Source organism: Streptomyces musisoli (assembly GCF_016741855.1).
GTDB lineage: Bacteria > Actinomycetota > Actinomycetes > Streptomycetales > Streptomycetaceae > Streptomyces > Streptomyces musisoli.
On sequence record NZ_JAERRH010000013.1, the window covers coordinates 137,109 to 161,099 of the forward strand.

Genomic DNA, 23,991 nt, shown 5'->3' on the forward strand with positions numbered 1-23,991 from the left:
TCCCGGCATCCCCGCGAGCGACGACCATGCCATGACATGAACATTTTGCTCGTCGCCAGCGCGTTCAACAGCCTCTCGCAGCGCCTGTACGCCGAACTGTCGGACCACGGACACCAGGTGGACGTGGTCCTGGCCGCGCACGGCCCCGACCTCGTCCGGGCCGCCGCGCACGAGCTGTGCCCGGATCTGATCGTCGCGCCTATGCTCAGGACCGCCCTGCCCGAGGACGTGTGGCGCGAGCACACCTGCCTGATCGTCCACCCCGGCCCGCCGGGTGACCGCGGCCCCTCCTCGCTGGACTGGGCGATCGCCGGCCGGGCGGAGCAGTGGGGCGTGACCGTCCTCCAGGCCGAGGCGGCCATGGACGCGGGGGCGATCTGGGCGGCCGAGCCGTTCCCCGTCCCGCCCGTCGGCAAGAGCGACCTCTACCGCAACGAGGCGTCCGACGCCGCGGTCACCGCCGTCCTGACGGCCGTCCAGCGCTACGCCGAGGGCGACCACAAGCCCCTCCCGCAGACCGACGACTCGGTCACGGTGGTCTGGCGCGACCGCTTCCGGCAGGAGCGGCGGCGGATCGACTGGGAGCGCGACGACACCGAGACGGTCCTGCTCAAACTCCGCGGCGCCGACTCCCAGCCGGGCGTCCTGGACGACCTCCTCGGCCGCGAGGTGTTCCTGCACGGCGGACACCCCGAGGACCGGCTGCGCGGCCGGCCCGGCGCCCTGCTGGCCCGGCGCGCGGGCGCCGTCTGCCGGGCCACCCGGGACGGCGCCGTATGGATCCCGGAACTGCGTCCCCGCAAGAACTCCGGCGACCCCGCGCCCTTCCGCCGGCCCGCCGCCTCGGTGCTCGCCTCGTACGCGCCCGGCCTCTACCTGCCGGAGGACCCCGCCCCGCTGGAACTCCCGCCCGGCCGGCGCACCTGGACCGACATCCGCTACCGGCAGCACGGCGACGTCGGCTTCCTCACCTTCTCCTTCCCGGGCGGCGCGATGAGCACCGACCAGTGCCGCAGGCTGCTGGCCGCCTACACCGAGGCGCTCACCCGCCCCACCCGCGTCCTCGTCCTCGGCGGAACCCGCGACTTCTTCTCCAACGGCATCCACCTCAACGTCGTCGAAGCGGCCCCCGACCCGGCCCAGGAGTCCTGGACCAACCTCAACGCCATCGACGACCTCGTGGAGGCCGTGCTGCGCACCACCGACCGGCTGGTGGTGGCAGCCCTCGCCGGCAACGCCGCGGCCGGCGGCGCCATGCTCGCCCTCGCCGCGGACCAGGTCTGGTGCCGCACGGGCGTCGTCCTCAACCCGCACTACCGGCGCATGGGCCTGTACGGCTCGGAGTTCTGGACGTACAGCCTGCCGCGCCGCGTCGGCTTCGAACAGGCCGGCCGGCTGACGACCGAGGCGCTGCCGGTCAGCGCCGCCACCGCCGGACGGCTCGGGCTCGTGGACCGGCTGGTGTCGGCCGCGCCGCGGGACTTCGCGGCCGAGGTCGAGCGGCTGGCGGCCGGACTCGCCGCCGCCCCGGACCTGGACCGGCGGCTCGCCGAGAAGGCGGCGGCCCGCGCGGCGGACGAGCGGGAGCGCCCCCTCGCCCGCTACCGGGAGGACGAACTGGCCCGCATGCACGCCGTCTTCTTCGACCCCGAGGCCCCCTACCACGCCCTGCGCTCGGCCTTCGTCCGCAAGACGCCCGGCGGCTCACCCCGGCCCCTCGCCGCGGCCCCCGGAGACCTCCGATGACGCCGCGCCTGCTGGTGGCCGGCGTCGGGAACATCTTCCTCGCCGACGACGCCTTCGGCCCCGAGGTGATCCGCGCCCTCGAAGACCGACCCCTGCCGCCCGAGGTACGGGTGCGCGACTACGGCATCCGCGGCCTGGACCTCGCCTACGACCTGCTGTCCGGCTTCGCCACCGCCGTCCTGGTCGACGCGGCCCCACGCGGGCACCGGCCCGGCACCCTCTCCCTCGTCGAGGCCGAACCCCCCGACGGCACCGTCCCGCCCGAGGCCCACGGCATGGACCCGGCCAAGGTGCTGGCCCTGGCCACGCACCTGGGCGACGAGCCGCTGCCCAGGGTCCTCGTCCTGGCCTGCGAACCCGCCGTCCTGCCGAGCGACGACGACCTCCTCCCGGGCCTCAGCACACCGGTGCGGGAAGCCGTGGGCCGGGCCGTGGACGCGCTGCACCCGATCGTCGCCGCCCTGCTCGACGACCCCGCCGGGCCCCTGCCGCCGTTGGGCCGCCCGATGGAATCCGGCACCCCGCGCCCGGCTGCGTTGCCCGGCATCGCGCCCGGCGGACCCGAAGATCGGTGAGCCCCCGGGCCGCACGGGACGCGGCCCGGCCTCCGTCACCGCATCCGAGGAGCAGCGCCCATGTGCCGGTCCGACGTCAGACAGGCCGTCCTGGCGAAGAACGACGACCTGGCCGCGAATCTCCGCGGCGACCTCGCCCGCAGGGGCGTCACCGTGGTCAACCTGCTGTCCAGCCCGGGCAGCGGCAAGACCGAACTGCTCGGCCGGGTCCTGGCCCGGGCGGTGGAGCAGGGCGTCCCGGTGGCCGCGCTCACCGCGGATCTGGCCACCGAGAACGACGCCGACCGGCTGGCCCGCTCCGGCGCCCCGGTCCAGCAGCTGCTCACCGACGGGCTGTGCCATCTGGAGGCCCGGCAGGTCCGCGCGCGGCTGGAGGGCTGGCTGCCGCCGGACACCTCCGTGCTCTTCGTGGAGAACGTCGGCAACCTGGTCTGCCCGGCCGCGTACGACCTCGGGGAGACCCTGCGGATCGTGCTGATGGCGGTGACCGAGGGCGAGGACAAGCCGCTGAAGTACCCGACGGCGTTCGGCTCCGCGCATCTGGTCGTGATCACCAAGACCGACCTCGCCGGGCCGGCCGGCTTCGACGAGAGTCTGTTCCACGAGAACGTGCACCGGGTCAACCCGGGCGTGGAGATCGTACGGTCCTGCGCCCGCACCGGCGCCGGGGTCGGCACCCTGCTGGAGCGGGCCCTCGCCGCCCGCGACGGTGCGCCGGCGCACCGGCCGCCCCTCGCCCCGCACCCCCACGGCCACCACCACGCCCCCTCCGCACCCGTCGCATGACCGCCCCGGCCACCGGACCGGTCCGCCGCCGGCTCACCGTGCGCGGCACCGTCCAGGGCGTCGGCTTCCGCCCGCATGTGCACCGCCTGGCCGCCGGGCTCTCCCTGGCCGGGTTCGTCGGCAACACCGGCGACGGTGTGCTCATCGAGGTCGAGGGCCCGGCGGACGGGGTGCACCGCTTCTGCGCCCTGCTGGCCGAACAGCCGCCGCCCCTCGCCACCGTGACCGGCATCGACGGCGTCGACCTGGCCGCCACCGGCGAGAAGGGCCCCTTCACCATCCGCTCCACCGAACGGGCCCCCGGACGCACCCAGCTCCCGCCCGACACCGCTACCTGCGCCGACTGCCTGCGCGAACTGGCCGACCCCGGCGACCGCCGGCACCGCCACCCCTTCGCCACCTGCACCCACTGCGGCCCCCGCTTCACCATCGCCACCGGCATGCCCTACGACCGGGCGGCCACCACCATGGCCGGCTTCCCGATGTGCCCCGCCTGCGCCCGCGAGTACGCAGACCCGTCCGACCGGCGCTTCCACGCCCAGCCCGTCGCCTGTCCCGACTGCGGCCCGCGCCTCGCGCTGACCCCGGCCGAAGGTCTCGGGGTCCGCCCGGCCCGGGACGCCGAGGCCCTCGCGACGGCCCGGGCGCTGCTCGCCGCCGGGCGGATCGTCGCCGTCAAGGGCGTCGGCGGCTACCACCTGGCCTGCGACGCCACCGACGCCCGGGCCGTCGCCACCCTGCGCGACCGCAAGGAGCGCGGCGGCAAGGCCTTCGCGGTGATGTGCGCGGACCTGCCCACCGCCGAGCGCTTCGCGGTCGTCACCGACGCGGAACGGGCCGCCCTCACCAGCGCCCGCCGCCCCATCGTCCTGCTGCGCCGCCGCACACCCCCGCACGGCCCGCGCCTGGCCGACCAGGTCTGCCCCGGCAGCCCGCACGTCGGCGTCATGCTGCCCTACACACCGGTCCACACCCTGCTGTTCGGGCTGCCCGGTGATCCCCCCGGCCCCCGGGTGCTGGTCATGACCAGCGGCAACCGCTCCGGCGAGCCCATCGTCACCGACGACGCCGAGGCACTGACCCGGCTGGCCGGCCTCGCCGACGCCTGGCTCGCCCACGACCGGCCCATCGCGGCGTTCTGCGACGACTCCCTGCTCCGGGTCCGCCCCGACGGCACCGAGCAGGTACTGCGCCGCTCCCGCGGATACGTCCCCCGCCCGTTGCGTCTGCCGGTCCCGGTCCGGCCCACGCTCGCCGTCGGCGGAGACCTGAAGAACGTGCTCTGCCTGGGCGAGGGCGAGCACGCCTGGTTCGGTCCGCACATCGGCGACATGGACGAGCTGGCCACCCTGGAAGCCGCCGAGCGGGCCGAACGGCACTTGGCCCGGCTCACCGGCGTCACCCCGCGCCTGGTGGCCGCGGACCGGCACCCCGGCTACCGCTCGACGCGGCGCGCGCGCGGCCGTGCCCTCCAACTCGGCCTGCGGGCACCGGTGTTCGTCCAGCACCATCACGCACACATCGCCTCCGCGATGGCCGGACACGGCCTCGACGGCAGCACACCCGTGATCGGCGTCGCCTTCGACGGCACCGGGTACGGCGACGACGGCACCGTGTGGGGCGGCGAGATCCTGCTCGCCGACTACACCGGCTACGGGCGCTTCGCACACCTTGCCCCCGCCCCGCTGCCCGGCGGGGACGCCGGTGTGGCCAACCCGTGCCGGGTGGCGCTGGCCCGGCTGTGGGCCGCCGGGCTGCCCTGGGCGCCGGAGGTGCCCAGCGTCACCGCCTGCTCGGACACCGAACGCGCCGTACTGCGAAGGCAGTTGGAACGACAGGTGGCCTGCGTGCCGACCTCCGGCATGGGGCGGCTGTTCGACGCCGTGTCCTCGCTCGCCGGCCTGTGCCACCGGGCGGGGTACGAGGCGCAGGCCGCCATGGAACTGGAGGCGGCGGCGCTGGAGGCGGCCGGCGACGACACGGCCGCGTATCCCTTCGGATTCAGGGCCGCACCACCACCGCACGCAGTCCGCGGCCCAGCCGTGCGCCGTCAGCCCCTCGACGCACGGTTCCGGGCGGGCGGATGGCAGATCGACCCGGCCCCCATGCTGGCCGCCCTCCTCCACGACCAGGCCCGAGGCCTCCCCGCCCCGGTCCTCGCGGCCCGCTTCCACCGCGGTGTCGCCCGGGCCGTCACGGAGATCTGCCGCCGGGCCCGGGCGGTGACCGGCCTGGCCACCGTCGCCCTCACCGGAGGCGTCTTCGTCAACGCCCTGCTGGAGGAGGAGTGCACCGCCCTGCTCGCGCGGGACGGATTCACGGTCCTGCGGCACGGCGAGGTCCCCGCGGGCGACGGCGGACTGGCTCTCGGCCAGCTGATGGTCGCGGGAACAGCAAACAACCACGAGACGGAGTGACCCATGTGTCTGGCAGTGCCCGGCAAGGTCGTGTCCATCGACCAGCGTGCCGACCCGCTCACCGGACTGATCGACTTCGGCGGAGTGCAGAAACAGGCGTGTCTGGAGTACCTGCCCGACATCCGGGTGGGGGAGTACGTCATCGTCCACGTCGGGTTCGCGCTCCAGCGCCTCGACGAGGAGTCGGCCCGGGCGTCTCTGGAGCTGTTCGAGCAACTGGGGCTGCTGGAGGAGGAGTTCGGGGACGCCTGGGAGCAGGCGGCCCGGCAGGAGAGCGGAAGTGAGGCCCGGTGAAGTACATCGACGAGTTCAACGACCCCGATCTGGCCCGCAGGCTGCTGGACGAGATCCGGGCCACCGTCACCCGGCCCTGGGCCCTGATGGAGGTCTGCGGTGGCCAGACACACTCCATCATCCGCCACGGTATCGACCAACTCCTGCCGGAGCAGGTGGAGTTGATCCACGGACCCGGCTGCCCGGTCTGTGTGACACCCCTCGACGTCATCGACAAGGCCCTGGAGATCGCCGCCCGCCCCGACGTGATCTTCTGCTCCTTCGGGGACATGCTGCGCGTGCCGGGAACCGACCGAGACCTGTTCCGGGTCAAGGGCGAGGGCGGGGACGTCCGCGTGGTGTACTCACCGCTCGACGCCCTCGAACTCGCCCGCAGGAACCCGGACGGCCAGGTCGTCTTCTTCGCGATCGGCTTCGAGACCACCGCACCCGCCAACGCCATGGCCGTGCACCAGGCCCGCCGGCTCGGCCTGGACAACTTCAGCCTGCTGGTGTCCCACGTCCGGGTCCCCCCGGCGATCGAGGCGATCATGACGGCCCCCGCCTGCCGGGTGCAGGGCTTCCTCGCCGCCGGACACGTGTGCAGCGTCATGGGCACCGCCGAATACCCGGACCTGGCCGAGAAGCACCGCGTGCCGGTCGTCGTGACCGGCTTCGAGCCGCTGGACATCCTCGAAGGGATCCGTCGCGCCGTCCACCAGCTGGAGCGCGGCGAGCACCGGGTGGAGAACGCCTACCCCCGCGCCGTGCGCGACCAGGGCAACCCGGCGGCCCTGCGCATGCTCGAGGAGGTCTTCGAGGTCACCGACCGCAACTGGCGCGGCATCGGCCGCATCCCGGCCAGCGGCTGGCGGCTGGCCGACGCCTTCCGCGCCTACGACGCCGAGCACCGCTTCGACGTCTCCGGCATCCGCACCGAGGAGCCCGCCGTGTGCCGGGCCGGCGAGGTCCTCCAGGGGCTGATCAAGCCGACCGAGTGCGAGGCGTTCGGCAAGGCCTGCACCCCGCGCACCCCGCTCGGCGCCACCATGGTCTCCAGCGAGGGCGCCTGCGCCGCCTACTACCTCTACCGCCGGATGACCGGCGGCCCGGACCGGCAGGGATCCCGTATCCCGCGCGAGGAGATGAACCCCGTTGGCTGACCTCGCCACCGAAGCGACGGCGGAGGCGGCAGAGCCGGCCGTCGACCCCGCGAACTGGACCTGCCCCGCGCCGCTGCGCGACCAGCCGGTCGTCGTCATGGGCCACGGCGGAGGCGGCGCCCTGTCCGCCGAACTGATCGAGCAGGTCTTCGCGCCCGCCTACGGCAACCCCACGCTCGCCGCCCTCACCGACTCGGCCGTCCTCGGAATGGGCGGTGCCCGGCTGGCCTTCTCCACCGACTCCTACGTCGTACGCCCGCTGTTCTTCCCCGGCGGCAGCCTCGGCGACCTGGCCGTCAACGGCACCGTCAACGACCTCGCGATGAGCGGCGCCCGGCCCGCGTACCTCTCCACCGCCTTCATCCTCGAAGAGGGCGTGGAACTGGCCGTCGTGGAGCGCGTCGCGTGGGCCGTCGGCGCGGCGGCCGAGGCGGCGGGTGTCACCGTCGCCACCGGCGACACCAAGGTCGTGGAGTCCGGGCACGGCGACGGTGTCTACGTCACCACCGCCGGCATCGGCCTCGTACCCGACGGGGTGGACATCCGCCCGCAGCGCGCCCGCCCGGGCGACGCCGTCATCGTCAGCGGGCCGATCGGCCTGCACGGGGTGGCGATCATGAGCGTCCGCGAGGGCCTGGAGTTCGGGGTCGAGATCGCCTCCGACACCGCGCCCCTGGCGGATCTCGTGGCCGCGATGCTGGCGGTCACCAAGGACGTCCATGTGCTGCGGGACCCCACTCGCGGCGGCCTCGGCGCGTCCCTCAACGAGATCGCCCGCGCCTCCGGCACCGGTGTCCGGCTGCGCGAGCGGGCCATCCCGGTACCGGACGAGGTCGCCAACGCCTGCGGCTTCCTCGGCCTGGACCCGCTGTACGTCGCCAACGAGGGCCGGCTCGTCACCTTCGTACCCCCCGAGCAGGCCGACGCCGTGCTGGCGGCGATGCGCGCCCACCCGCAGGGCGCCGGAGCGGCCCTCATCGGCGAGTGCGTGGCCGAGCACCCGGGCATGGTGGTCGTCGCCACCGGTCTCGGCGGCACCCGGGTGGTGGATCTGCCGCTGGGGGAGCAGCTGCCCCGCATCTGCTGACCGCCCCACCGACCGTGACCGGCCCCGCCGCGCAGGCGGGGCCGGTCACGTCTCCACGCCGGTGATCTCCAGTTCGCGTCCGCTGCGCAGCTCCTGCGACGGCCGGTCGCAGCGCGGGCACCAGAAGAACGGGGGCATGCCGACCGCGAACTCCTCGGCGCACTCCCCGCACCAGGCCTGCGCGGGCACCTGCTCGACCACGAGCCGGGCCGCCGCGAGGGCCGTGCCGTCGCGGGCCACCTCGAAGGCGAAGTGCAGCGCGTCCGGCACCACCCCCGCCAGTTCTCCGACCCGGACGGTCACCGACGACACGTCGCCGGTGCCGTCCGCCCGGGCGATCTCCCCGGCCTGCTCCACGATCGCGGTCGCGATCGACAGTTCGTGCACGCCGGCCTCACGGGTACCGGCGGTGGGCGCGCAGCCCTCCGGTCATCCGGTAGATCCGCAACTCGCGCACGATGCCCGGGAACTCCTTGACGAAGAGGGCCGTGAGCACGCCGCCGACCAGCGCGGCCTGCGCCACGAGCAGCTGCCGTCCCGACATCCCCGTCCGCACGTTCCTTCTTCTTCGCATGGCCGTGTTCATGGCGTCACTTCCTGCTCTCTCATCCCGGCGAGATGTTCGGCATGTCCTCCACCAGGGCGTCATGCCGTTTCCAGTGGACACCGGTGGAGCGGCGGGCGTCGGAGCTGCCGTCCGCGTGGTGTCCGGTCTGGTGCTTGTAGGGGCCCCTGTTGCCCTGGTGCAGTCCACGCACGTGGGAGGGCGTGTCGGGCTTGGCCTGGGGGCGGCCCACTCGGATGCTGCCCATGTCCGTTCTCCTTCCGGGTCTCACGACCGCTCGGTCAGCTCCCTGAAGAACTGTTCTACGGCCGGCCAGACCTCGCCGCCACCGGACAGGCCCCGCCACTCGCGGCGGACCAGGGCGATCATCCGGTAGCAGTCGTCGACCGGCACGATCCAGTGTGCGTCGAGGCCGCGCACGGTGTTCACCAGCAGCGCCTCCACATCCGGTGTCATCGTCGCGAGCTGCGGGACCGAGGCGGCCAGCCGCTGCCAGGCCGCCGCGTCCACCTCCCAGCGCATGGCACCGGCCGGGCTCGGCCCCTGCGCGGTGACGGTGCCGTCGGCGCGCGGGACGAAGAACACCAGCCCCACCGGAACCCCGAGCACCGCCGTGTCGACCGGCGGCAGCCGCAGCCGGCGCCGGGGCACGAGCCGGTAGCGGCCCTCGCCCGCCCCGTCGTCGGCGAACAGCACCGAGCAGGGCCGGCACACGCACCGCACCTCGGCGGCACCGGTGTCGTACAGGTGGGGGTGTTCCGCGGCCACGGGCGCGGCGCACAGCTCGCACACCTCGGCCTCCGCCCGCTCCGCGCGCCCGGCGGCGGAGCGGATCACCCGGGCGAGGGCCCCGTCCACGCTCACCGCGCCTCCTGGGCCACGGCCCGGCGCTTGATCGTGCTCAGCGGTACGAACGCCGCGGTCGCCTTGCGCTCCGCGGTGACCACCTCGACCGACTCCAGTTCCGGGGCCACCGCGAGGACGGCGGCCCGTACGGCCTCGACGACGTCGGCCGACCCGCCGCCGCACCCGGAACCGCATCCGCCGCCGCTCAGCCGTACCCGCGCCACCTGCCCGTCGACGCCGGACCACACCAGGTCACCGCCGCGCTCGCGCACCGCCGGCCGCAGCCTCTCCACGGCGCGGGCGGCCCGGCTCTCGACGGGCTCGGGGTGGATGTCGTGCAGCACGAGCAGGTGCCCGAGCAGCTCGTCCTCCGTCAGCTTCGCCCGCAGCGGTTCCTCCGCGTGGTCCAGCACCCGGGCTAGGGCCTCGCCGTAGACCTCGGTCAGCAGCCGCACCGCCTCCAGCGCGGGGCCGGGCATGGCCTCCAGCCCGGCCAGCACCTCGTCGAGGCGGGCGAGCCGCGCCTCCACCACCGGGTCCGGCAGCCGCACGGCGGCGTCAGCCATGGTCGGCTCCGTACGTCGGCGAGTGCACGGTGGTCAGGGTCCTGCCCTTGCCCATGTACATGTGGACGCCGCACGGCAGACAGGGGTCGAAGCTGCGGACGGTGCGCATGATGTCGACGCCCTTGAAGTCGTCGGGGCCGTTCTCCTCGAAGATCGGCTGGCCCTGGACGGCGTCCTCGTAGGGGCCGGGCGTGCCGTAGATGTCGCGGGGGCTGGCGTTCCACGGGGTCGGCGGGTACGGGTGGTAGTTGGCGATCTTCTTGTCGCGGATCACCAGGTGGTGGGAGAGGACGCCGCGCACCGCCTCGTGGAAGCCGCAGCCGATCGCCTCGTCCGGTACCTCGAAGTTCTCGTACACCTTCGTGTCGCCGCTCTTGAGCATGCCCATGGCCTCCTCCAGGAAGTGAAGGGCCATGGCGGCGGCGTAGGCGATGAAGTAGGGCCGGGCGCGGTCCCGTTCCAGGGTGTTGCTCCACTTGGGGATGCGCCACTCCAGGGTCGTCTCCGGGAGCTTCTCGCCCTTGGGCAGGGTGATGCGGATGGCGCCGCCGGTCGCCTTGACGTACGGCGTGTCGACGAGGCCGCTCAGCGCGGTCGACCAGAGCCGGGCGAGGGGGCCGCCGCCGGTGTCGAGGGCGAGGCGGTCGCCGGTCTCCGGGTGGTGCCAGCGGGGGCTCATCACCCAGCTGTAGTTGCCCTCGAAGTCCCGCTTCTGCGGCACCGGGACCGTGGTCTGGTTCCACGGGTGGCGCATGTCGACGGGGTTGCCGAGGGGGTCGTGGGTGACGAACGGGTCCTCGTTCACCCAGTCCTCGTAGAACGAGCTGCCCAGCATGATGCGCAGCCCGAGGTTGATGTCGACGAGGTTGTTCGTGACCAGCTTGCCGTCCACGATGATGCCCGGGGTGACGTACATCGCCCGGCCCCACTCGTTCATCGTCGCGTAGCGGTAGTCGACGACGTCCGGGTTCTGGAAGGCGCCCCAGCAGCCCAGCAGGATGCGGCGCTTGCCGACCTCCTCGTAGCCCGGCAGGGCCTCGTAGAAGAAGTCGAAGACGTCGTCGTTCATCGCCACCGCCTTCTTGATGAAGTCGATGACGCGCATCAGCCGGCTGAGGTAGTCGGTGAAGGTGTTCGGCTGCGGCATCGTGCCGACGCCGCCCGGGTACAGCGTGGAGGGGTGTACGTGCCGCCCCTCCATCAGGCAGAACATCTCCCGGGTGATCCGGCTGACCTTGAGCGCCTCCTTGTAGACCTCGCCCTCGAAGGGGTTGAAGGCCTTCATGATGTCGGCGATGGTGCGGTAGCCGTGCACGTCCCCGCGGGGTGCGTCGGTGCGCTCGGCGCGGGCCAGCACACTCGGGTTGGTGGCCTTCACCATCGCCTCGCAGAAGTCCACGAAGACCAGGTTGTCCTGGAAGATCGTGTGGTCGAAGATGTACTCCGCCGCCTCGCCCAGGTTGGTGATGTGCTCGGCCAGCTTCGGCGGCTTGACGCCGTAGGCCATCTGCTGCGCGTAGTTGGAGCAGGTGGTGTGGTTGTCGCCGCAGATGCCGCAGATCCGCGAGGTGATGAACCCGGCGTCCCGCGGGTCCTTGCCCTTCATGAACACCGAGTAGCCGCGGAACAGCGACGAGGTGCTGTGGCACTCCACGACTTCCCGGTTGGCGAAGTCGATCTTCGTGTAGATGCCCAGGTTGCCGATGATCCGGGTGATCGGATCCCAGGACATGTCCACGATCTGGGCGGGTTTGCGTCCTGCTTGCCGGGACTCGGTGGTGGTCATCTGCGGTACTGCCCCTCGCTGTTCGGGTTCGGCGATGTGATGGCGGGATGCGGGACGGGCGCGGTCACCGGCGGGTTCACGCGCGCCAGTGCGGGTCGTAGCCGCTGGTCAGCTTGCGCTTGTTGTGGCGCCACTTGGGCTCGTGGTTCACCATGTCGTTGGTCAGCCCGCGCAGCCGTCGGATGACCGCCCCGTAGGGCCTGATCACCATCGTCGACAGCGTGCCGCCCGGGGGTTCGTCCATGAACGGCATGAAGGCGTCCGGGAAGCTCGGCATCGTGCAGCCGATGCAGATGCCGCCGACGTTCGGGCAGCCGCCGATCCCGGCCATCCAGCCGCGCTTGGGCACGTTGCAGTTGACGACCGGGCCCCAGCAGCCCACCTTCACCTGGCACTTGGGCGAGTTGTAGTCCCGCGCGAAGTCGCCCTGCTCGTAGTACGCGGCCCGGTCGCAGCCCTCGTGCACGGTCTTCCCGAACAGCCACTGCGGACGCAGCATGTGGTCCAGCGGCGGCGGGGGAGCGGCACCGGCCGCGTGCTGGAGCACCCAGACCAGGGTCTCCATGAAGTTCTCCGGCTGGATCGGACAGCCGGGCACGTTGACGACCGGGAGGCCCGAGCGCGCCTTGAACTCCCAGCCCAGGTAGTCGGCGAGCCCCATGCAGCCGGTCGGGTTGCCGGCCATGGCGTGGATGCCGCCGAACGTCGCACAGGTGCCGGCCGCGACCACCGCCCATGCCCTGGGCGCCAGCTGGTCGATCCAGTCGTTGAGCGTCTGCGGCTCACCGGTGTCGGGGTCGTTGCCGAACGACGTCCAGTAGCCGTCGCCCTCGATGATGTTCTGGTTCGGGATCGAGCCCTCGATGACCAGGATGAACGGCTCCAGCTCACCACGTGCCGCGGCCCGGTACGGGGCGAGGAAGTCCTCGCCGCCCAGGCTCGGCGAGAGCACCTTGTTGACCAGGTTCACCTTCGGCAGGCCCGGGATCAGCCCGAGCACCACGTCCTCGATGGACGGCTGGCCCGCGGCGGTCAGCGACACGGTGTCGCCGTCGCAGCTCATGCCCTCCGAGATCCAGAGGATGGTGATCTCGTCGAAGCCTTCCCGCGCCTGTGCCCCGCCGGGCTCGCCGCGGACTTCGGTGGAACCGCTCTGTGGGGTCATGTCTGGGGCCTCCGTTGCAGCCGGTCTCGAAAACCGTTCAAAGCCGCGGCCGGCGGGGCCGCGAGGGTTGGTGCGGGGGGTTCGTCGGGGGCGGGAACCGCCCGGTGGCGGCGGGCCGGCCTCTCACGCGTGCGCATCGGACCGTCCCTTCTCGGGGCGGTCGGCCGGACGCGCGGGCCGCGGGGCCTGCGGGGCCTGCGGGCGGGGCGGGCGCAGCGGATCCGGCGCGTCCGCGACGCCGAGCGGCTCGACCTCGTCGGGCCGGAAGTAGTGGAACCGGCCGTACCAGCCGTGCAGTTCGGCGGCGGGATCGTCGTCGACGGTGACGGCCAGGTGGACGCTGCCGTCCACGTCGTGGAAGACGGCGGCGACCTGTGCGGACCGCCCGTCCAGGAACATGTCCTGGGCGTCGGCGCCCCGGCCGCGCGGGCACAGCCGCACCCGGCTGCCGCCGCCCACGGGCACCCCGCCCACCAGCACGGTGTCCGTCGTGGGCGTCAGCCCGTCGTCCCCGCCCTCCTGCCACCAGGCGGGCCGGCCCGAGGCCGGTGCCGGGGCGGGGGCCAGGGAGCGGATGGTGCCGTGCAGCCGCGCGAACACCTCGGGCGGCATGGTGTCGGCACGGTCGACGATCTCGGCGGCCCGCGGATCGGTGGCCCGCGCCTCGGCCTTCTCCTCGTCGGTCAGCAGCATGGTGCGCAGCGTGAGGATCTCGTCGATCTCCGCCGCGTCGTGCAGGTCACCCGGGCTCTCCGGAGCCACCTGCGGATGGTCCGGGAGGATGATCGGCGCGGAGAGCAGGAACGCGCCCGACGCCCCGTCCTCGCCGCCGGACTTCGGAGGTTCCCCGCCGAGCACGGGAAAGGTGAACGCGTTGCGGCAGCCGCGTACGTGCTCCGTGAGACCGGCCGGGGGATCGATCAGCGACACGAAGTCGACGCCGTCGCCGGCGAGGAGGGTGTGCGTGGCGAGCAGCGCCTGCCCCAGCACCGCACCCCGCGGGGCCTCGGGGTCCGGGGCCTCGCCGGAGTTCTCGGTGCGCACCCGCAGCCGGTACAGCTCGGGGGCCAGTGGCTCGGCCACGGCCGTCGTCACGGCCCGCACCTCCCGGCGCCGCCGCACCGTCCGCCCCGCCCCGGCCGGCAGCGGCTCGTACTCCGCCCCGGCCGGTGCTCCCACGGCGGTGGTGCTGCCCCGCAGCAGCTCCTCCAGGGTGAGCACCAGTTCGGTCTCGCGGGGCACGGCCTCCTCGAAGGACAGCCGGGTGATCCCGTCGGCCGTCCGCAACGACTCGACCGGGCGATGCCCGCCGTCCGCGTCGGCCGCCTCCACCTGCTTGTGCTGGAGTTGCAGATACCGCACCCGCACCCGTACGGAAGCCTCGGCGTGGTGCACCCGCAGCAGACACTCGGTCTGCTGGTACCAGGAGTCGGCGGAGCCGGAGAGCCCCGGTGCGACCGGTTCCTCCCGCTCCACCCAGTTCCGGGGCAGCAGTACACCGAACTGCCAGCGGACCCGGTTCTTCGCCGAGGACCGGCGGTACGGATAGAGCAGGTAACCCTCGTACAGCACGGCGTCCGCCACGGCACTCAGCCGCGCGCAGCCTTCGCCGACTCCGTTCACCACGCCCTCTCCTCGTCACTCGTGGTCCGCGTTTCCCTCCCCACGGTCACACCGGTCACGCCGGCCCGCCCCTCCGGCGCACCGTCATTGGGCCGGACAGGGGAGGCGGGCCCCGCGTTCCGGAACCCTCGACGAGGAAGCGGCCGGCTGGAGAAAGGTCCGGGGCCGGGTCCGTCACGGGCGGGGGCGGCCGTGTCCGGGACGCGCGACCGGCGGCCCGGGCAGCCGTTCCGGTGCCACCAGGGCCGCGTCGTCGCCCAGGTCGCCGTGTGCGTGGCAACAGGGCGCCCTTCCTGGTGCGCGCGGGCCGGGTCCGCGCCCTGCCCCCGACCGACCCGGAGCCCCGCTCGGCCTCGGTGACCTGCCGGGGCCGGCACCGGCCGTCCGGACCGTACCGTTCGGCCCGGGTGACCGTCTGCTGCTCTTCACACGGTCTGTCGGGTTTGCGCCCGCGCCCGTACACTGCGGATCCGCAGACATGCGGGCGCAGTTGACCGGGGGGAGCCATCATGTCCGGAGGTCCGTACGGTCCGGGCCAGGGGTACGACGGACCGGTGCCGCCGCCCATGCCGCCGCATGCGCCACCCGGGCCGGCGAGCCCGCCGCCCGCACCGCCGGACCCTTGGCGGGCCGCCGCGGCCGCCCTGCTCAACCTCGGCGGTCTCGGACTCGGGTACGCCCTCCTGCGCCGCCCGGTGCTGATGGCCGCCTGCTGGGCGGCGACCGGCGCGTTCCTGTTCGTCGCGCTCCCGGCGGACGCCGACGGCATCCCCGGTGCCGCGCTCGCCGGCTACGCCGTGGTCCTGTCGGCGGCGGCCGTCCACGGCGGGTTCGCCGGGCTGCGTACCCGGCTCGCCCGGCCCGGCAGAGCGCCCCTCGCGGTGCTGGTGGCCGTGCTGCTGCTCGCCGTTCCCGCCGGTGGCGCCCTCTGGTACGAGGACGCCCACGACGAGGCCGTGGAGCAGGCGATCCTCGGCCGGCTGGAGCGCGCCGACGACCTGGTCGCCACGAGCGGGCGGCAGCCGTTCGCCACCGCCGCACCGGACTACCGGACGGCCCTGGAGGTCTACCGCGACATCGCCGTGCGGCACCCCGGCTCCCGCGCGGCCCGCAAGGTCCCCGCCAGCCTGCGGACCTACTACACGACCGTCGGCGCCGCCTACGGCCACCGCGAGTACTGCGACGCCATAGCACCGCTGAAGTACCTCCGCACCGTGCCCGGCACCATGCCGAGGAAGCAGCTCGGCTCGCTGGCCGACTGGCCCGACGACCGGCTCGCGACCTCCCTGTACGAGTGCGGCGCCGAGCACCTGACGGCGGGCGAGGCGGACTGGGTGACCCGCTTCGGCGACCTGCTGGACACCTTCCCGCGGTCCGGGGCGGCGGCCGGGGTGGCACCCGCCGTCGACACGGCGGTGAAGAAGGCCGAGAAGGCCGTCGGCGGCGGCGAACCCTGCGCGGCCGTCCAGCGGTTGCGCACGCTCGGCACCCGGATCGGCGACCTGTCCGAGTCGGCCGGTGACACCGGCGGACGCCTGGCGAAGGCCGCGAGCCGGGCCGGCCGCAGCGGCGACGCCGGCGAGTACGCCTGCGGAGTCGACCAGTACCGGGACGGCGATTTCGACGCGGCGCAGGAGACCATGGAGCGGTTCGCCGCAGACCACGTGCACGACAGGAACCGGGCCCGCGCCCAGAAGATCGCGATCGCCGCCGAGGTCGCCCGGACGGTCCCCGCGGCCGGCCGGAAGCTGCCCACCACGGCCTCCGGCGGGAGCATCTCCGTCACGGTCAAGAACGACAGCCCGGACGACATCACCGTCCTCTACACCGGCCCGGTCACCGGCAGTTTCACCCTCCGGGGCTGCGCCGGCTGCAAGTCGTACTCACTCGCCGACACGCTGTTCTCCGGCTTCAAGCCCTGCAACGACAGCGGCAGGCACTACCCGCAGCGGACCGTCAGTCTGCCCACGGGCACCACGTACTTCGTGCACAAGCCGAACGGCGGCAGTACCGCGACCCCGGCCTCGGACACCGCCAGGCTCCGCTCCGGCTACGTCTACACGGAGTGCGCCTACTCGACGCGGCAACTGGGATCCGGCACCTGACAGGCGACCGGGACGCGCCTCACGGCGCAGGGCACGCCCGCGCGGCAGACGCGGCCGCGCCCGCCGCGGGGTGACCGCCGGGGCAGCCCGGCGCCCGCCGCGACAGACCACCGCCACCGGACGCGGGGATGGGCCACGGCGCCTGGGTACTCGCCCGTGAACGCCGTCGGTGCTGCTTGACGGGCGTGGCCGGGCGCGGCGGACGCCGGGGGACCGTGCGACGTGCGACTCAGCGACCGGGCGCCCCGCGGGGCGGGGGACGGCGGGGCGCCTTGCGCGGCCTGTCAGCCGGCCGGGGGGTCGACCCGCATGCGTACCTGGTCCTCCAGCCGCCGCAGGCTGCCGTCCAGGGCCTCGTACACCGCCTGCTCGCCCGGGTCGTGGCCGTCGTCGAAGAAGGACAGGTGCACGGTCACCTCGCTGGCGCCGCTGCCGATGCCTGCCACCTGGAGCCAGCCGGTGTAGCTGCCCTGCTCGCGGGTGCCCCACTCCATGCGCATCTGGTCCGGCCGGGAACGCAGCAGGGCCGGCATGTCCTGGCCGGAGCGGTCCGCGTGCACGGTCACGGCCGGCGGGGTCTCGACGTCCACGTGCAGGGCGTCCGGGAGCCACTCGTCGAGCTGGGCGACGTTCGCCGCCTGGTCGAAGACGTGCTCGGGCTGTGCGGGCATCGTGCGGGAACGTTCGTATTCGGTCATCGTGGGTGCCGCCCTCCGGTCGGAAGTCGTACCCCGACCGCGTGCCCTTTCCGCGTCGGCCGAAAAGCCCCGGCCCCGGCTCGTCCGCGACGGCCGGACCGCCACGAACAGCCGGCGGCTCCCGTCGTCACAGGCCCAGGGAGATCGCCACGCGGGTCAGCTCGGCCGTGTTGGTGATGTTGAACTTGGCGCGGATGCGGCGCAGGTAGGCGTCCACGGTGTGGGTGGACAGTCCCATGTGGCGGGCGGTCTGCAGGTAGGTCCGGCCGGCCGCGATGTGCCGGAGCGTCTCGCGCTCACGCGGAGCCAGGGCGGGGGTCTCGGCGGGCGACGGGGCGAGAGTGGCGCTCATGTGATCCTCCGGCGGAACGGCTCGGGGCTGTCCGTTTAGGGCGATTTGCCCTTGTTCCACCAGATTGCTTGCCCGACTTCATCGGACTGTCCGCCGACTGTCACAGGCGTGTCACGGGCGCCGGGAGGCGGTTTCGGTCCATGCCGCACCGCGGTCCGCGGCGGCCGGGGCGGGCGTCACCGTCACCCCGCCCGAAGCCCCGCCGCGGTGTGGCACCGGCCCGGGCCCCGTGGGTGGCGGCGCCCCTCAGGCGACCGCCGAGCGTGCCGCCCGTTCCACCAGGCGCACCCCGTCGCTCATCGACGCGCTGCCGTCGGACAGGACCGCGACGAGGTACCGGTGCCCCGCGACGGTGACCTGGCCGACGCTGTTGACGTCCCAGAGACCCGTCGTGTTGCGCTGAAGCCAGCCGTTCTTCAGCGCCTTCCCGGATCCCGGGCCCCCGATCGCGGAGACGCCCCACGTCTGCTCGGGTACGACCCGGCCCATCAGGGTGCGGACATAGGCGCGGGACTTCGCGTCGAGCCCGCCGGAGCCCTTGTGTGCCGAGCCGCCGGAGTCGAACACGGCTCGCAGCAGCCGTATCTGGTCACCGGCGGTCGTCCGGGTCAGACCCCACTTGGTGCCGGTCCCGCCCGTCGTCGCGGTCAGACCCAGCCGCTTGTTGGCCGCCGCCAGCCCCGGGGCCCGGCCGATCTGCCGCCACAGGGCGTTGGCCGCCGCGTTGTCGCTGCGCCGGATCATCGGCTCGGCGAGGTCCCGTTCCCGCGCGGAGAGCCGCCGTCCCTCGTCCTGCGCCTGGAGCAGCAGCGTCGCGAGGATGTCGACCTTGACGATGCTGGCGGTGTCGTACGCCCGGTCCGCGCCGCGCACCACGGGGGTGCTGCCGGGCGCGTCCAGGTCGAGCACCGCCGCCGTGGCGTGTGCCGGGGTCTTCGCGGGCGGCGTGGCGGCGGCCGCCGGGGCCGGGTGCAGGAGGCCGGCGGACAGGAGGGCTGCGGCCGAGGCCGCGAGGGCGCCGGTCCTGGTCCGTGCTGTGCGGGAGATGCGGGACGACATGGGTCACGAACGTAGACAAGAAGTACTCGTGGCGACGTGGCGCCCGTCACCTCCGGCCCCGGTTCGCCCCGGATTGTGAGAAGTGCCACCGATATGAGCGCAGGGCGGCCCACGGGCGGGGGAGCACGGGTGAGCGTCCGATGGAAGACGACTCGGGGGCGGGCGGCCGATGGGGCGCATTGTGCGGCCGGGTCGGCTCCGCGGTGGCGTGTACGCGCGGCCGGGCCCTCCTCCTCGCTTATCGTCGGCCAGACACCGACTTCCGGAGTGATCATGAAAAAAACGGATGAACTGGTTGGTGTGGCGGACGGCGTGGCGGCCGTACCCCTCGGTCCGTCCGTGCACCGCATCCGGCCGTGGCCGCTCGGCGCCGCCCTCGCGCTCACCGGCGCTGCCACGGCCCTGCTCCTCCTGACCGGCACCCAGTGGCTGAGCCATCCGGCCGTCCAGGCGTGGCGCACGGTCAGCCTGGCCATCACCGTCCAGGCGCTCCCCTTCCTGCTCCTCGGCACCGCCCTGTCCGGCGCCATCAACGCCTTCGTACCGGCCGACCTGTTCACCCGGGTGCTGCCGAAGCGGCCCGCCCTCGCCGTGCCGGTCGCCGGTGCCGCCGGGGCGATCCTGCCGGGCTGCGAGTGCGCCTCCGTCCCCGTCGCGAGCAGCCTGATCCGGCGGGGCGTGACACCGGCGGCCGCCTTCGCCTTCCTGCTCTCCGCGCCGGCGATCAACCCCGTGGTGCTCACGGCCACCGCCGTCGCCTTCCCGGGCAGCCCCGCGATGGTCGCCGCCCGGCTGCTCGCCTCCCTGGCCACGGCCGCCGTGATGGGCTGGCTGTGGCTCTGGCTCGGCAGGGAGGAGTGGCTGCGCCCCCTGCTGCGGCACCGGCACACCGGCCACCGGCACGGCCACAGCCGCTGGACCGAGTTCCGGCTCGGCTTCCAGCACGACTTCCTGCACGCCGGCGGCTTCCTCGTGCTCGGTGCCATGGCCGCCGCCACCTTCAACGTCACCGTGCCGGGTTCCGTCCTCGACACCTTCTCCGGCTCGCCCTGGCTGTCGGTGCTCTTCCTGGCGGGCCTCGCCGTGCTGCTGGCCGTCTGCTCGGAGGCCGACGCGTTCGTCGCGGCCTCCCTCACCGGGTTCTCGCCGACCGCCCGGCTCGCGTTCCTGGTGGTCGGCCCGATGGTCGACCTCAAACTGATCGCGCTCCAGGCGGGCACCTTCGGCCGCGCCTTCGCCTGGCGGTTCTCCACGGCGACCACCGTCGTGGCGGTCGCCGCGAGCGTCCTGATCGGAGGCGCGCTGCTGTGAGACGTCCCGTCCAGACCCTGCTCCTGGCGCTGACCGGCACCGGCCTGCTGCACGTGGCGCTCTTCACCGACATCTACCTGCGCTACGTCAAGGCCGGTCTGCGTCCGCTGCTGATCGTCTCCGGGGCCGTCCTGCTGCTGCTCGGCCTGGCGGCCGCGGCCACCCGCGGCGGGGGGCGGCACCCCTCGCCCGACGGCCCCGGGCACATGCACGGGAGCGACAGCGATCACGCCGACGGCCAAGCCCGGCCGCACGAGCACGGGCACGGGCTCGGGCACGGGCACTCCCACGGGTACGACCACGCCCACGGGCACGACCACACCGGCACCCCGCGCGTCGCCTGGCTGCTGTTCGTCCCCGCGCTCAGCCTGCTCTGGTACGCCCCACCCGCACTCGGCGCGTACACCGCGGCCCGCGCCAACGACAAGCCGGTCGCCGTGCAGAAGGGGTTCGCCCCCCTGCCCGCGACCTCACCCGTGCCGCTGACCCTCACGGACTTCACCAAGCGCGTCCAGCAGGACCGCAGCCGGGCCGTCAAAGGCCGCAGCGTCCGGCTGACCGGTTTCGTCACCCCGGGCGGTGAGGACGGTGCCTGGTACCTGACCCGCATCATCTTCTCCTGCTGTGCGGCGGACTCGCAGACGGTCAAGGTGCGCATGTACAGCACGCAGACGCCGCCCGCCGACACCTGGCTGGCGGTGACCGGCACCTGGCACCCGCGGGGCACCCTGGGCACGCGGACCGCGCGGGCCGCACTCGACGTCAGGGACACCAGACCCATCGCCCGGCCGGTGAACGCCTTCACCGACGACCTGCCGCTGACCCCGTCCTAGGCTCTTCCGCTCGGACCAGGCCGGATCAGGGAGCGGGGTCTGGTGAGGGGGGCACCTTCCGCTCGAGCGGTGCCGGGAGTGGGGGAGCGGTGCCGGGGCCAGAGGGCCCGGCATGATCCGGACGAGAGGCCCTGGCTCGCGGACCGGGAACGCGTCCGCGCCTGCGGCGGACGATCGGCGACGAGAGGTGCAGGATGGTGTCGTGGCACTCGCTCCGGGAACCCGCGTGCGGGACACCGCGGGGGCCGTGCCCGGTTGCGGGCCGCCGGTGCGGGAGAGGAGGCGGTGACGATGACACGGACACCTCCCACGACGGTCACCCGGGTGCGGCTGTGGCGGTGGCGGCGCAACCCGCTCAGGCGGCACAGCGATGTCGTCGAGGCGTGGATCGTCCTCGCCGGCTGGGTGCTGGCCCTGGTCGCCGGGGTCGTCGCGGGCCTGGTGGCGGTCCAGACCTCCGAGTCGGCGTTCGCGGCGCGGCAGGCCCGGGTGCACCCCGTGTCCGCCGTGCTCACCGACGGCGCGGCGCGGACCCCGGCCACCGGCGGCGGCTACGACGACGGCCGGGTGTGGGCCGCCGTGCGGTGGACGGACAGGGACGGCTCGGTGCACACCGACCGGGCCAAGGTCTTCCCGGGCGCCCCGGCCGGAAGCCGGGTGACGGTGTGGACGAACCAGACGCACCGGGTCGTGCCCGCCCCCGTCACCGGCACGGCGGCCGATCTCCAGTCGGCCCTCACCGGCGCCCTCGTCGCCCCGGCGGCCGGCGCGCTGGTCTGGGGCGCGGGATGGCTGGTCCGCAACCGGCTCATCCGGCGGCGCATGGCCGAGTGGGACGCGGAGTGGAAGCAGATCGGCCCCCGCTGGGGGAACTTCAGCGGAGGCAGGGGCTGACCACGGGCGACGCGACGTGACGGGCACCGCTTCGGCGGCGCCGGTTCCCGGTGACCCCTCCGCGACCTCCACGGCGCAGTCGGGGGCGCACCGATCCGTCGCCGTGCGGCGCCCTGCCACCGGCCGGGACGGCGCGCTCCGCGCGGCCCGGCCGGTGTCCTCCACCAGGCCCGGTTGATGCGCCCCGGCCGGACAGGCAGAACCGCCGGCCGGGGGCTTGAGGTCGCCTCGCGGGGTTACCCGGCAGGTATGGCGAAGCTGCACGTACCACTGCGACACCACCACCGGCAGGCCGCCGACGACACCAAGGCGCCGCCGATTCCCGCGCCCGAGGAGGCCGGTCCCGGCGAGGAGGTCGAGCGGCGGGCGCCGGACACCCCGGTGAAGCTGCCCCGGCAGGCCTGGGCCGCGGTCTTCAGGGGCGCGCTGCGCGAGTTCCGGGACGACGAGCTGACCGACCGGGCCGCGGCACTCACCTACTACGCCGTCCTGGCCCTGTTCCCGGCCCTGCTGGTGCTGGTCTCCCTGCTGGCCGTCGCCGGCCGGTCGGTCACCGACCGAGTGCTGGCCAACCTGCGCAACCTGGCCCCCGGCCCCGTCCGGGACATCGTCACCCGGGCCGTGGAACAGCTCCAGGGCACCGCCGGGACCGGATCGATCGTGGCCCTGGTCGGCATCGTGCTGGCCCTGTGGTCGGCGTCCGGCTACGTGGCCGCCTTCATCCGCGCCGCCAACGCCGTCTACGACATGCCCGAGGGCCGCCCCGTGTGGAAGATCCTGCCGGTGCGCGTCGGCGTCACGGTCGCTCTGATGGTCCTGGCCGTGGCCAGCTCGTTGATCGTGGTCTTCTCCGGCGGCCTGGCCCGGCGTGCCGGGCAGGCCATCGGCGCCGGGGACACGGCGGTGACGGTGTGGTCGATCGCGAAGTGGCCGGTACTGGTCCTGCTCGTCACCGTGATGATCGCGATCCTGTACTGGGCGACCCCCAACGCCAAGGTCAAGGGCTTCCGATGGATCACCCCCGGCAGTGTCCTCGCCCTGCTGATCTGGATGGCCGCCTCCGCCGGGTTCGCCTTCTACGTCGCCAACTTCTCCTCCTACAACAAGACTTACGGCACCATGGCCGGAGTCATCGTCTTCCTGGTGTGGCTCTGGATCACCAACCTGGCCATCCTGCTGGGCCTGGAGTTCGACGCGGAGACCGTACGGCAGCGGGCCATCGCCGGCGGCCACCCGCCCACGGCCGAGCCCTACACCCAGCCGCGCGACACCAAGAAGTGGAACGAGGAGGACGTGCGCCGCCTGGACGGAACCTGACGGGCACGCCCTCCACGCCCGTCAGGCCGCGTAGCCGCCGTCCACCGAGAACTCGGCACCCGTCACGTACTCGGCCTCCGGCCCCGCGAGGAACGTCACCATGGACGCCACCTCGTCGGCCGTCCCGAAGCGGCCCAGCGAGGTCATGGCCGCCTGGCCGTCCGCGTACGGGCCGTCCGCCGGGTTCATGTCGGTGTCGGTCGGGCCCGGATGCACCACGTTCGCCGTGATACCGCGCTCCGCCAGCTCCCGGGCCAGTGCCTTCGTCAGGCCGACCACGGCCGACTTGCTCATCGCGTACAGCGTGGCCCCGGGCCCCGGCACCCGCGCGGTGACGCAGCTGCCGATGGTGATGATCCGCCCGCCGTCCGCCATGAGGGCGGCGGCGGACCGGGCGGCCAGGAACGCGCCGCGCACATTGACGGCGAGGACCTGGTCGACGTCGGCGGTGGACAGGCTGTCCAGCGGGGCCATCAGACCGACGGCCGCGTTGTTCACCAGCACGTCCAGTCCGCCCAGTTCCTCGGCCGCCAGGCGCACCGCGTCCGCCGCCTCGGCCGCGTCCGCGGAGTCCGCGCGCAGGGCGACGGCTCGCCGCCCCAGCGCCTCGATGTCCCGTGCGACGGCCTCGGCCGCGTCCTTGCCGTTCACATAGGTCAGGGCCACGTCCGCGCCCTCCTGGGCCAGGCGCCGTGCCGTCGCCGCGCCGATACCCCGGCTGCCGCCGGTGACCAGTACCTTCTTGCCGTTCAGGTTCACTCGTGAAGTCATGACCTCATTCCACCGGGCACGCCCGGGAAGCACCGGCGGGGATCGGACGTCGA

Annotated in this window: 24 protein-coding genes; 12 read left to right on the top strand and 12 right to left on the bottom strand. The window is 73.7% G+C overall.

Translation table 11 applies throughout. The annotated features are described in order from the left end of the window. Positions 1-36 precede the first annotated feature (36 nt). The 7 genes from JK361_RS28845 to hypE are packed head-to-tail and all read left to right on the top strand — an operon-like array spanning position 37 to position 8,047. Positions 37-1,746 (top strand): hydrogenase maturation protein, encoded by a 1,710-nt coding sequence (locus JK361_RS28845; protein WP_201823418.1) that lies wholly within the window; start codon positions 37-39, stop codon positions 1,744-1,746. Next, positions 1,743-2,321, top strand: a complete 579-nt coding sequence (locus tag JK361_RS28850) for a hydrogenase maturation protease (protein WP_201823421.1) — start codon at positions 1,743-1,745, stop codon at positions 2,319-2,321. The genes JK361_RS28845 and JK361_RS28850 overlap by 4 nt, the downstream gene beginning before the upstream one ends. A gap of 60 nt (positions 2,322-2,381) precedes the next feature. Further along, positions 2,382-3,107, top strand: a complete 726-nt coding sequence (gene hypB, locus JK361_RS28855; RefSeq protein WP_201823424.1) for a hydrogenase nickel incorporation protein HypB — start codon at positions 2,382-2,384, stop codon at positions 3,105-3,107. Continuing rightward, positions 3,104-5,524, top strand: a complete 2,421-nt coding sequence (gene hypF, locus JK361_RS28860; protein ID WP_201823432.1) for a carbamoyltransferase HypF — start codon at positions 3,104-3,106, stop codon at positions 5,522-5,524. Before hypB ends, hypF begins: the two co-directional genes overlap by 4 nt. A 3-nt stretch (positions 5,525-5,527) precedes the next feature. Beyond that, a complete protein-coding gene (locus JK361_RS28865) occupies positions 5,528-5,818 on the top strand; it encodes a HypC/HybG/HupF family hydrogenase formation chaperone (protein WP_184971967.1) in 291 nt (96 codons plus the stop codon). Next, complete coding sequence (hypD, locus tag JK361_RS28870; RefSeq protein WP_201823434.1) at positions 5,815-6,960, top strand: hydrogenase formation protein HypD; 1,146 nt, start codon at positions 5,815-5,817, stop codon at positions 6,958-6,960. Before JK361_RS28865 ends, hypD begins: the two co-directional genes overlap by 4 nt. Then, on the top strand, positions 6,953-8,047 hold the full coding sequence (gene hypE, locus JK361_RS28875) for a hydrogenase expression/formation protein HypE (RefSeq protein WP_307787339.1): 1,095 nt from the start codon (positions 6,953-6,955) through the stop codon (positions 8,045-8,047). Before hypD ends, hypE begins: the two co-directional genes overlap by 8 nt. A 45-nt stretch (positions 8,048-8,092) precedes the next feature. Here hypE and hypA read toward each other — a convergent pair whose 3' ends face one another. The 8 genes from hypA to JK361_RS28915 form a co-directional block, all read right to left on the bottom strand. Beyond that, positions 8,093-8,434 carry a hydrogenase maturation nickel metallochaperone HypA gene (hypA, locus tag JK361_RS28880; protein WP_201823437.1) on the bottom strand — a complete coding sequence of 114 codons (342 nt, stop codon included), beginning with the start codon at positions 8,432-8,434 and terminating at the stop codon, positions 8,093-8,095. A gap of 7 nt (positions 8,435-8,441) precedes the next feature. Beyond that, positions 8,442-8,591, bottom strand: a complete 150-nt coding sequence (locus JK361_RS28885) for a hypothetical protein (RefSeq protein ID WP_201823440.1) — start codon at positions 8,589-8,591, stop codon at positions 8,442-8,444. A gap of 61 nt (positions 8,592-8,652) precedes the next feature. Further along, positions 8,653-8,859 (bottom strand): hypothetical protein, encoded by a 207-nt coding sequence (locus JK361_RS28890; RefSeq protein WP_201823443.1) that lies wholly within the window; start codon positions 8,857-8,859, stop codon positions 8,653-8,655. 20 nt (positions 8,860-8,879) lie between these two features. Then, positions 8,880-9,476, bottom strand: coding sequence for a DUF5947 family protein (locus JK361_RS28895; RefSeq protein WP_201823446.1), 597 nt, complete (start codon positions 9,474-9,476; stop codon positions 8,880-8,882). Continuing rightward, positions 9,473-10,024, bottom strand: coding sequence for a NifU-related iron-sulfur-binding protein (locus JK361_RS28900; protein WP_201823449.1), 552 nt, complete (start codon positions 10,022-10,024; stop codon positions 9,473-9,475). Before JK361_RS28900 ends, JK361_RS28895 begins: the two co-directional genes overlap by 4 nt. Next, a complete protein-coding gene (locus JK361_RS28905) occupies positions 10,017-11,810 on the bottom strand; it encodes a nickel-dependent hydrogenase large subunit (RefSeq protein ID WP_201823452.1) in 1,794 nt (597 codons plus the stop codon). The genes JK361_RS28900 and JK361_RS28905 overlap by 8 nt, the downstream gene beginning before the upstream one ends. Positions 11,811-11,886: 76 nt before the next feature. After that, on the bottom strand, positions 11,887-12,975 hold the full coding sequence (locus JK361_RS28910) for an NADH-quinone oxidoreductase subunit B family protein (protein ID WP_201823455.1): 1,089 nt from the start codon (positions 12,973-12,975) through the stop codon (positions 11,887-11,889). A gap of 123 nt (positions 12,976-13,098) precedes the next feature. Further along, a complete protein-coding gene (locus JK361_RS28915) occupies positions 13,099-14,601 on the bottom strand; it encodes a hypothetical protein (RefSeq protein WP_201823458.1) in 1,503 nt (500 codons plus the stop codon). A gap of 563 nt (positions 14,602-15,164) precedes the next feature. On the opposite strand from JK361_RS28915, the gene JK361_RS28920 reads away from it, so the two are divergent. Beyond that, positions 15,165-16,703 (top strand): hypothetical protein, encoded by a 1,539-nt coding sequence (locus tag JK361_RS28920; protein WP_201823590.1) that lies wholly within the window; start codon positions 15,165-15,167, stop codon positions 16,701-16,703. Between the two features lie 284 nt (positions 16,704-16,987). Here the strand turns inward: JK361_RS28920 and JK361_RS28925 are convergent, their stop codons facing one another. From JK361_RS28925 to JK361_RS28935, 3 genes are all read right to left on the bottom strand, one after another. Then, positions 16,988-17,401: an SRPBCC family protein gene (locus JK361_RS28925; protein ID WP_201823459.1), complete on the bottom strand. Its 414-nt coding sequence runs from the start codon at positions 17,399-17,401 to the stop codon at positions 16,988-16,990. A 127-nt stretch (positions 17,402-17,528) separates the two neighbouring features. After that, positions 17,529-17,753, bottom strand: coding sequence for a response regulator transcription factor (locus JK361_RS28930; RefSeq protein ID WP_201823461.1), 225 nt, complete (start codon positions 17,751-17,753; stop codon positions 17,529-17,531). Between the two features lie 246 nt (positions 17,754-17,999). Then, positions 18,000-18,812, bottom strand: coding sequence for a serine hydrolase (locus JK361_RS28935; protein WP_201823463.1), 813 nt, complete (start codon positions 18,810-18,812; stop codon positions 18,000-18,002). 273 nt (positions 18,813-19,085) lie between these two features. On the opposite strand from JK361_RS28935, the gene JK361_RS28940 reads away from it, so the two are divergent. The 4 genes from JK361_RS28940 to JK361_RS28955 all read left to right on the top strand — a co-directional run bounded on the left by JK361_RS28940 (position 19,086) and on the right by JK361_RS28955 (position 23,167). Beyond that, on the top strand, positions 19,086-20,123 hold the full coding sequence (locus JK361_RS28940; RefSeq protein WP_236053721.1) for a permease: 1,038 nt from the start codon (positions 19,086-19,088) through the stop codon (positions 20,121-20,123). Next, positions 20,120-20,956, top strand: a complete 837-nt coding sequence (locus JK361_RS28945) for a TIGR03943 family putative permease subunit (RefSeq protein WP_201823465.1) — start codon at positions 20,120-20,122, stop codon at positions 20,954-20,956. Before JK361_RS28940 ends, JK361_RS28945 begins: the two co-directional genes overlap by 4 nt. A gap of 291 nt (positions 20,957-21,247) precedes the next feature. After that, complete coding sequence (locus JK361_RS28950; RefSeq protein WP_201823467.1) at positions 21,248-21,850, top strand: Rv1733c family protein; 603 nt, start codon at positions 21,248-21,250, stop codon at positions 21,848-21,850. 249 nt (positions 21,851-22,099) lie between these two features. Next, positions 22,100-23,167 (top strand): YihY/virulence factor BrkB family protein, encoded by a 1,068-nt coding sequence (locus JK361_RS28955; RefSeq protein WP_201823469.1) that lies wholly within the window; start codon positions 22,100-22,102, stop codon positions 23,165-23,167. A gap of 21 nt (positions 23,168-23,188) precedes the next feature. Here JK361_RS28955 and JK361_RS28960 read toward each other — a convergent pair whose 3' ends face one another. Next, positions 23,189-23,938, bottom strand: a complete 750-nt coding sequence (locus JK361_RS28960; protein WP_201823471.1) for an SDR family NAD(P)-dependent oxidoreductase — start codon at positions 23,936-23,938, stop codon at positions 23,189-23,191. Between the last annotated feature and the right edge of the window lie 53 nt (positions 23,939-23,991).

Bases quoted from the DNA above. Each gene is read 5' to 3' on its own strand.
- JK361_RS28950 (WP_201823467.1), top strand. From the start codon at position 21,248: ATGACACGGACACCTCCCACGACGGTCACCCGGGTGCGGCTGTGGCGG.
- JK361_RS28910 (WP_201823455.1), bottom strand. From the start codon at position 12,975: ATGACCCCACAGAGCGGTTCCACCGAAGTCCGCGGCGAGCCCGGCGGG.
- JK361_RS28940 (WP_236053721.1), top strand. From the start codon at position 19,086: ATGAAAAAAACGGATGAACTGGTTGGTGTGGCGGACGGCGTGGCGGCC.
- JK361_RS28885 (WP_201823440.1), bottom strand. From the start codon at position 8,591: ATGTCGGGACGGCAGCTGCTCGTGGCGCAGGCCGCGCTGGTCGGCGGC.
- JK361_RS28935 (WP_201823463.1), bottom strand. From the start codon at position 18,812: ATGTCGTCCCGCATCTCCCGCACAGCACGGACCAGGACCGGCGCCCTC.
- JK361_RS28845 (WP_201823418.1), top strand. From the start codon at position 37: ATGAACATTTTGCTCGTCGCCAGCGCGTTCAACAGCCTCTCGCAGCGC.
- JK361_RS28955 (WP_201823469.1), top strand. From the start codon at position 22,100: ATGGCGAAGCTGCACGTACCACTGCGACACCACCACCGGCAGGCCGCC.
- JK361_RS28900 (WP_201823449.1), bottom strand. From the start codon at position 10,024: ATGGCTGACGCCGCCGTGCGGCTGCCGGACCCGGTGGTGGAGGCGCGG.
- hypB (WP_201823424.1), top strand. From the start codon at position 2,382: ATGTGCCGGTCCGACGTCAGACAGGCCGTCCTGGCGAAGAACGACGAC.
- JK361_RS28960 (WP_201823471.1), bottom strand. From the start codon at position 23,938: ATGACTTCACGAGTGAACCTGAACGGCAAGAAGGTACTGGTCACCGGC.
- hypF (WP_201823432.1), top strand. From the start codon at position 3,104: ATGACCGCCCCGGCCACCGGACCGGTCCGCCGCCGGCTCACCGTGCGC.
- JK361_RS28925 (WP_201823459.1), bottom strand. From the start codon at position 17,401: ATGACCGAATACGAACGTTCCCGCACGATGCCCGCACAGCCCGAGCAC.
- JK361_RS28865 (WP_184971967.1), top strand. From the start codon at position 5,528: ATGTGTCTGGCAGTGCCCGGCAAGGTCGTGTCCATCGACCAGCGTGCC.
- JK361_RS28905 (WP_201823452.1), bottom strand. From the start codon at position 11,810: ATGACCACCACCGAGTCCCGGCAAGCAGGACGCAAACCCGCCCAGATC.
- JK361_RS28850 (WP_201823421.1), top strand. From the start codon at position 1,743: ATGACGCCGCGCCTGCTGGTGGCCGGCGTCGGGAACATCTTCCTCGCC.
- JK361_RS28920 (WP_201823590.1), top strand. From the start codon at position 15,165: ATGCCGCCGCATGCGCCACCCGGGCCGGCGAGCCCGCCGCCCGCACCG.
- JK361_RS28930 (WP_201823461.1), bottom strand. From the start codon at position 17,753: ATGAGCGCCACTCTCGCCCCGTCGCCCGCCGAGACCCCCGCCCTGGCT.
- JK361_RS28890 (WP_201823443.1), bottom strand. From the start codon at position 8,859: ATGGGCAGCATCCGAGTGGGCCGCCCCCAGGCCAAGCCCGACACGCCC.